Raw genomic sequence first — 7,643 nt, forward strand, 5'->3', positions numbered from 1 at the left:
AGACAAACATGAGCGTTCCGATCACAAGCCGCCGCGGCCGTGCCGCGTTGATGGTGGCGCATTGCGCGGGCATGGTGGACCTGGTGGCCTTGCCTATCTGGGTGGGCAGTCTCATCCAGCACCAGCGGTTCGACCCGCAACAGGCAGGCGGTCTGGTGACCTTGTTCCTGCTGGGCGCAGTGCTGTCCAGCGTGCTGCTGGCCCCGCGCTTTCACCGCCTGCAGGGCCGCTGGGTGGCAGTGGCAGGCTTCAGCGTGGCGGCCATGTGCTTTGCTGCGTTGATGGAGCAGGACGCCTTTGGCCCCATGGCTGCACTGCACGGCCTGGCGGGTGTGGCGGCAGGCGCGGCCTTGAGCGTCACGCACGGCACCATCGGGCGCAGCGGCCAGCCGCACCGACTGTTCGCGCTGGTGGGCATGGCCCTGGGCGTGTTCGCCGTGCTGTTCCTGGGCGGGGCGTCGGCACTGGTCATGGAGCAGGGCGGGCAGGTGCTGTTCGGCCTGTTCGGTGGGCTCATGGCATTTGCTGCCGTGGTGGCCTGGCTGGCCTTTCCTGATGTGGCGCCAACCGCAGACGATGTGCCGCAAGACAAGGCAACGGCCGCCACGATGCCGCGTGTGGTGTGGTTCGGCATTGCAGGCATCAGCTGCATGGGGCTGGTGCAGGCCATGGCCTTCAGCTTCCTGGAGCGTGTGGGGCACCACCGCGGCTTCGAGCCACAGGCCATCACCGCCGTGCTGGTGGCGCTGGGCATGGTCAACCTGCTGCCCGCAGCATTGGCCGCCGTGCTGGAAAAACGACTGCCCGCGCAGCGCGTGCTGATGACCGGTCCGGTGCTGCAAGCCGCCTTGGTGTTCACGGTGATGACGGCCACCGCCTTCGCCCCCTACGCCGCTGCGGCAGCCGTTTTTGTGGCGGTGATGATCTTCACGCACACCTTTGCCTTCGGCTTGCTGGCGCGCATCGACACCACTGGCCGTGCCCTGGCAGGCACACCCGCCATGCTGATGGCCGGTGCCGCCGTGGGACCCATCCTGGGCGGCACGCTGGTCAAGACCCTGGGCTACAGCGCCATTGCCTTCGCTGCGCTGGGCATGGCCCTGGTGGCCGTGGCCTGCTTTGCACAGTTGCGCGGGCATGGTCTGCCAGTCACCGCTTCAAAAGCCGCTTCTGGAGCCGCCGCATGAGCCGCAAACGCACCCAACGGCGCTTCGTCGATCTGTCCATCTACCTGGAAAACGACGTGCTCTCGGACCCGCCGCCCCTGGCGCCGAAGATCACCTACCAGAAGCACGCCGACACCCTGCCCGAGTTCATGGCCATGCTGCCGGGCACCACGCCCGCAGACTACCCCGATGGCGAAGCCGCCGCCGCCGAGTGGGTGACGCTGACCACGCACAACGGCACCCACCTGGACGCACCCTGGCACTTCCATTCCACGCAAGACGCCAAGCTCGGTGGCGCGCGTCCCTCCATCACCATCGACGAGGTGCCTTTGGAATGGTGCTTCCAGCCCGGTGTGAAGCTTGACTTCCGCCGCTTCCCCGACGGCTACGTGGCCACCGCCGCCGACGTGCAGGCCGAGCTGAACCGCATCGGGCACGAACTGCAGCCGCTGGAGATCGTCGTGGTCAACACCCGTGCGGGTTCGCGCTACGGCCAGCCGGACTACCTGGGCGCAGGTTGCGGCATGGGCTATGAGGCCACCATGTACCTGCTGGAGCGCGGCGTGCGCCTCACCGGCACCGACGCCTGGAGCTGGGACGCTCCCTTCTCTTACACCGCCAAAAAGGTGGCCGAAACCGGCAACAAGGCCTTGATCTGGGAAGGGCACAAGGCGGGCCGCGACATCGGCTACTGCCACCTCGAAAAACTCCACAACCTGGAGGCGTTGCCGCCCACGGGTTTCACCATCAGCTGCTTCCCGCACAAGATCCGTGGCGCATCCGCCGGGTGGACGCGGGCCGTCGCCATTTTTGAAGAAGAGACCAGCGCATGAGCTTTGCCCCCATCCACCGCGTCGTCACCGGGCACAACGCCCAAGGCCAGGCCATCATCGCCGCCAACGGCCCCTTGCCCACGGTGGTCGAAATCTCAGCCATCCCCGGTACGGTTTTCCACGAGGTGTGGTCCACCAGCGGTGCCCCCGCTCCCGTGGACAACGGTGCTGACCCCACCCTCGGGCCGCTCACCTTGCCGCCTCCCAAACACGGCACGCGTTTTCGTTTCGTCGATATCCCGCCCGACACCGAGGAGTTCCTCGCCCACGGCGCGCAGCGCATGAAAGACGCCTTCAGCCAGATCTGCGACGAAGCGGCGTCCACCGTCAAACCGCAGTCGCCCCATCCGCTGATGCACCGCACCGAGTCGGTGGACTACGGCGTCGTCATCGAAGGCGAAATGACCCTGGTGCTCGACCAGGGCGAGGTGCTGCTCAAGCCCGGCAGCGTGGTGGTGCAGCGCGGCACCAACCACGCCTGGGCCAACCGGTCCGGCAAGCCCTGCCGCATGCTCTTCGTGCTGGTGGACGGCTGCTACGACCCCGCCATTGCACAGGCCTTGGGGCGGGCATGAGCGTGGCAGCCAGTGCCTTGTTCGACCTGACCGGCCAGCGCGCCCTGGTGACGGGCGCCACTGGAGGGCTGGGGCGTGCCATGGTGGAAGCCCTGGCCAGCCACGGTGCGCAGGTGGTGGCAAGTGACAGGGACGCTCATGCATGTGAAGCCACAGCCAACGCCTGGGGTGCGCAGGGTTTGAACGTTCAAGCCAGGCCTGCCGACCTGTTGGACATGGACGACGTGAACCGCCTGGCCGACGCGGTGCTGAATGAACATGGCGGGGTAGACGTCATCGTGCACAACGCAGGTATCCAAGGGCCTGCGGGGCCCCTGGGCAACGTCAGCGTCGATGACTGGGATGCCGTCATGACCGTCAACCTGCGGTCTGCGCATGTGCTTACCAGCCGCCTGGTTCCGGCCATGGCCGGGCGGGGCGGCGGCAGTGTCGTGCTCCTGTCGAGCATCGCCGCCTTGCGCGGCAACCGTTCCATCGGGCTGTACGGCCTGTCCAAGGCAGCGCTCTCGCAAATGGCCCGCAACCTGGCTGTCGAATGGGGCCCCTCGGGCGTGCGCGTCAATGCCATCGCACCAGGACTCATCCGCACACCGCTGGCCAGCGGACTCATGGCCGACTCCACCTTCATGGGGCGGCGGCTGGCCCTCACCCCCTTGCGCCGCGTTGGCGAGCCGCACGAGGTGGCCGGGGTCGTGCTCATGCTCGCGGGCAAGGCTGGCGGGTTCATTACCGGGCAAACACTGGTCGTCGACGGCGGCACGCTGATCAGCGACGGCAACTGAAACACTGAAAGGACATTCATGCGATTCGCCACCTTGCGCGATGGCTCGGCCGACGGCCGCCTGCACCTTGTTTCGCGCGACATGCAGCGCATGCTCGACGCGTCCGCCATTGCGCCCACGCTACTGCAGGCATTGGAGCGTTGGGACGAAGTGCTGCCCGCGCTGCACGCACTGGCCAACGCGCTTGACGACGGCCAGGCCGCAGGCAGCGTGCCGTTCAACCCCGAGCGTTGCGCCGCGCCGCTGCCCCGCAGCCCGCAGTGGTGCGACGCGTCGGCCTTCCTCAACCATGGCCACTTGATGGAGCAGGCCTTCAACACGCCGCCCATTCCAGACTTCGACACCATTCCCGTGATGTACCAGGGCGCCAGCGACGACTTCCTGGGACCGCACGACGACGTGCCCCTGCCCAGCGAGGCCGATGGCATCGACTTCGAGGGTGAATTTGGCGTTGTGTTGGGGCCAGTGCCCATGGCCGCCACGCCCGCACAGGCGTTGGGTGCCGTGCGGCTGGTGGTGCAAATCAACGACTGGAGCCTGCGCGCCCTTGGCCCGCGCGAGATGAAAACCGGTTTCGGCTTTTTGCAGGCCAAGCCGTCCAGCAGCTTTGCGCCCGTGGCTGTGACACCTGACGAACTGGGCAGCGCCTGGCGCGACGGGCGCGTCTGCCTGCCCTTGCGGGTAGATTTCCGGGGTGAACGTTTTGGCGCACCCCATGGGCAGGAGATGAACTTCGGCTTCGGCGAACTCATCGCACACGCCGCGCGCACGCGCCGCCTCACGCCGGGCACCATCATCGGGTCGGGCACCATCTCCAATCGCGACCGCGCGGCGGGGTCGGCCTGCATCGCCGAGCGCCGCGTCATCGAAAAGATCGACCAGGGCGAAAGCCGCACCCCCTTCATGCGCTACGGCGAAGCGGTGCGCATGCAAGCTCTGTGGAAAAGCGGGCTGCCCGGCCCCTTTGGCGTGATCGAACAGCGCGTTGTGCAGCACCATGGCTGACGCAGGGCAGCCCCATTTGCCGCAGCTCAGCCCGGCGACCGTGCCCGCACCCTGGCCACGCAGACTCATTCGTCTGGTGCGCGCCAGCGCGGGCCAGGGTTCGGTGCGCAGGCGCTTGTTGACGGGCATGGGCATGGAGGTGGCGCTGCTGCTGATCCTGGCCTGTGTCGCCATATGGCAGGTACGCGCGCTTGGCGTGCAGATGGAGCGCATCATCGGCGGGCACAACCGGCAGAGCGATCTGGCGCACCGGCTCAACGCCGCGCAGCTGGACTGGATGGGTGCGCTTCGCTCGCTGCTGGTCCTCACCGATCCGCAGGACCTGGCCGTGCAGACCAGCGTCATCAAGAAGGCCCAGGCCAAGTACCTGGAAACGGAAGACGCCCTGTTGCAGACTGTGAAAGCAGCGCATCATGCGCCCGACGGTTTGCTTGCCCAACTGGCTGAGGTGAGACAACTGCGTGAACAGGTGATGCCGGTGCACGACGCTGCCGTTCGGACGTTGCTGTCCGGCGCGGGGGTGGATGGCGCACTGGTGTTGCTGCTGCCTGCCGAAGGCGCCGAAGCGCGCTGGCGCGCCCTGATCGTAGCCATGGTCGATGCCATTGCCCAGGCCAACCGTCAGGAACTGGCCTCTGCCCAGTCCGACCAGCGCTACGCCGTCACCGCTTTGGCCGTCGTCACGGCGGTTGCCGTGTTGCTGGCCGTGTTCCTGGCCATGAGCCTGGCTCGCGGCATTGGGCGCCCTATGCGCGATGCGGTCGAGCTGGCCGAACGCATCGCGCAGGGTCGGCTGGACAACACCATCCCTGCGCACGGTAGCGATGAATTCGGCCGCCTGCTGCAGTCCATGTCCGACATGCAATCGCGTTTGTGCCACACGGTGGCGGCGCTACAGGCGTCGGCGGTGGAGGTGCGCACCGCCAGTCAGGACGTGGGCGAGGGCAGCGCACGGCTTTCGCAACGCAGCGAGAGCGCCGTAGCTAGTCTTCGCGACACGGCAGAGGCGTTGCGGCAACTCAGCGCCGCGTCGGCATCCAGTGTTTCCGCCGCGCGCGACGCCAGCCGCGCTGCCTCCGAGGCATGCGAGGATGCCCGCCAGGGCGCAGCGGCCGTGTTCGCCCTTGTCGAGCAGATGCAGCACATCGCCACCGTCGCGGAAAGCATCACCGACATCGTCGGCGTCATCGACGGCATCGCCTTTCAGACCAACATCCTCGCCCTCAACGCCTCCATCGAAGCGGCGCGTGCTGGCGTCCACGGGCGCGGTTTTGCCGTCGTCGCGGCAGAGGTCCGGCAACTCGCGTCCCAGGCAGGCGCAGCGGCTGGGCAGATACGGACTCTCAGCGGCCAGGCCCGCGAGCGTGTGGACGCAGCCAGTGCCCGTGCCACCGGAGCGGGTGACGTCATGCAGCGCATGGTGGGCGTCACGGGTGGTCTGTCGGGGTCGGTGGAAGTGTTGGCCGAATCCGCCGCGCACCAGGGTGCATCGTTGGCGGTGGTCAACCAGACCCTGGGCCAGTTCGACGAAATCACCCGGCAGAACGCCGCACTCTCTGAGCGCCTGAACGGCGCGGGCACTGCACTGCTCGGCCGCGCCGGGGAAATGGGGCGCCTGATCGGCGTGTTTGAACTCGGGGCTGCGGCTGGCCAACGAGCGTGAATCAAAAGGAAAGAACATGAGCAATGTGGTGGTCACGGGCGCGGGCGGTTTCATTGGTGCGGCCTTGGTCAACCGCCTGTTGGCCGATGGCGTGGCGGGCACACCGGTGAAATCGCTGGTGGCTGTGGATTTGCAGCTCGACGCCTTGCCTGCCGACCCGCGCATCGTGCGCGTGCAGGGCAGCATTGCCGACCCGGCGTTGCTGCAACGCCTGGGCGAACAGCCGCTGGACGTGGTGTTCCACCTGGCCAGCGTGCCGGGCGGTGCCGCCGAGCGCAATCCCACCCTGGGGCGCAGCGTCAACCTCGACGCCACCACCAACTGGCTGCAGTGGCTGGGCAGCCATGCACAGTGTCCCCGCTTCGTCTATGCCAGTTCCATTGCCGTCTATGGCGAATCCTTGGGCGCGGTGGTGGACGACGACACGCCGCCCGCGCCTTCCCTGAGCTACGGTGCCCACAAATGGATAGGCGAAATCCTGGTGGCCGATGCAACGCGGCGTGGCTGGGTGCAGGGGTGTTCGCTGCGTTTGCCGGGCATTGTTGCGCGACCCGGTCCTTCGCAGGGTCTGATGTCTTCCTTCATGAGCGAAGTCTTCTGGGCCTTGGCCGAAGGCCGCCCGGTCACGCTGCCGGTGCGTCCGGAGGGGGCAGCCTGGTGGCTCTCTGCCCAGGCGTGCGTCGACAACCTGTTGCGAGCGGCGGCCTTCGATTCTGCCCGGCTCGGCTCAGGCCGCTCTTGCCTGATGCCCGCCCAATGGCTTTCCATGCAGAGCGTGGTGGACGCGTTGGCACAGCGTTTCGGTGAATCCCGGCGAACTCTGGTTGCCTACGCGCCCGACGAGCAGGTGCAACGCCTCTTCGCTTCCTTCCCGCCGCTGCATACCCCCAAGGCCGATGCCTTGGGTTTGCGACACGACGGCAGCGCCTCAGGGCTGGTGGACGCCGCGCTCCGCAAACTCTGACGCTGTGCCAGTCGGCTGGCCAGGCCGTCAGCCTGGTTGACCGGGTTCATTTTTCCCCGAGGATCGTTCAGATTTGACCGTGATCCCCGGTGGGTTATCAATATCAGCAATATCTTATATAAGTATTTGGTGTTTATACTGATGCGCTGGCACGCCATAGTGCTTTAGTCTTGAAAACACGTTGATCCAGATCAACCTTTTTTAACGTATTCGGAGCCCCTTATGCACATTTCCTCTACACGCCGCACCGTACTGAAGAGCACGGGAGCGATGGCGACGCTGCTGTCGCTGGGCATTGTGACGGCCGAGCAGGCACACGCGGCGGGCCGCGCGGGATTTGATGCCAAGACGCTGGAAGAGGCGCTCAAGGCGCTGGGTGGCACGGCTGCTGCGAGCGATCAGGTGACGATCGTGTCGCCGGACATTGCGGAAAACGGTGCGGTGGTGCCGGTGGGCGCGGTGAGCAAGCTGGCCAACACCACGGAGATGTACCTGCTGGTGGAGAAGAACCCGACACCGCTGGCGGCGGGATTCGTGATTGCGGCGGGGACCGAGGCGGACGTGCAGACGCGGCTGAAGATGGGCCAGAGCACGAACGTGCTGGCGGTGGTCAAGGCCGATGGCAAGCTGTACTCGGCGACCAAAGAGACGAAGG

General features: G+C 66.7%; 8 protein-coding genes. All 8 read left to right on the forward strand.

All coding sequences use genetic code 11. The features are described 5' to 3' along the window. The first annotated feature begins 8 nt into the window (after positions 1-8). Positions 9-1,187, forward strand: a complete 1,179-nt coding sequence (locus tag ACYVHH_RS13680; RefSeq protein ID WP_460565735.1) for an MFS transporter — start codon at positions 9-11, stop codon at positions 1,185-1,187. Next, positions 1,184-1,999: a cyclase family protein gene (locus tag ACYVHH_RS13685; RefSeq protein ID WP_460565736.1), complete on the forward strand. Its 816-nt coding sequence runs from the start codon at positions 1,184-1,186 to the stop codon at positions 1,997-1,999. Before ACYVHH_RS13680 ends, ACYVHH_RS13685 begins: the two co-directional genes overlap by 4 nt. Continuing rightward, positions 1,996-2,574: a cupin domain-containing protein gene (locus ACYVHH_RS13690; RefSeq protein ID WP_460565737.1), complete on the forward strand. Its 579-nt coding sequence runs from the start codon at positions 1,996-1,998 to the stop codon at positions 2,572-2,574. Before ACYVHH_RS13685 ends, ACYVHH_RS13690 begins: the two co-directional genes overlap by 4 nt. Then, a complete protein-coding gene (locus ACYVHH_RS13695; RefSeq protein WP_460565738.1) occupies positions 2,571-3,356 on the forward strand; it encodes an SDR family NAD(P)-dependent oxidoreductase in 786 nt (261 codons plus the stop codon). Before ACYVHH_RS13690 ends, ACYVHH_RS13695 begins: the two co-directional genes overlap by 4 nt. An 18-nt stretch (positions 3,357-3,374) precedes the next feature. Next, a complete protein-coding gene (locus ACYVHH_RS13700; RefSeq protein ID WP_460565739.1) occupies positions 3,375-4,361 on the forward strand; it encodes a fumarylacetoacetate hydrolase family protein in 987 nt (328 codons plus the stop codon). Then, positions 4,354-6,024 (forward strand): methyl-accepting chemotaxis protein, encoded by a 1,671-nt coding sequence (locus ACYVHH_RS13705; protein WP_460565740.1) that lies wholly within the window; start codon positions 4,354-4,356, stop codon positions 6,022-6,024. Before ACYVHH_RS13700 ends, ACYVHH_RS13705 begins: the two co-directional genes overlap by 8 nt. Positions 6,025-6,040: 16 nt before the next feature. Then, positions 6,041-6,988, forward strand: a complete 948-nt coding sequence (locus ACYVHH_RS13710) for an NAD-dependent epimerase/dehydratase family protein (RefSeq protein WP_460565741.1) — start codon at positions 6,041-6,043, stop codon at positions 6,986-6,988. Positions 6,989-7,210: 222 nt separating this feature from the next. Then, on the forward strand, positions 7,211-7,643 hold a 433-nt coding region (gene soxY / locus ACYVHH_RS13715; RefSeq protein WP_460565742.1), incomplete at its 3' end, for a thiosulfate oxidation carrier protein SoxY.

This window comes from Hydrogenophaga aquatica, assembly GCF_054780915.1.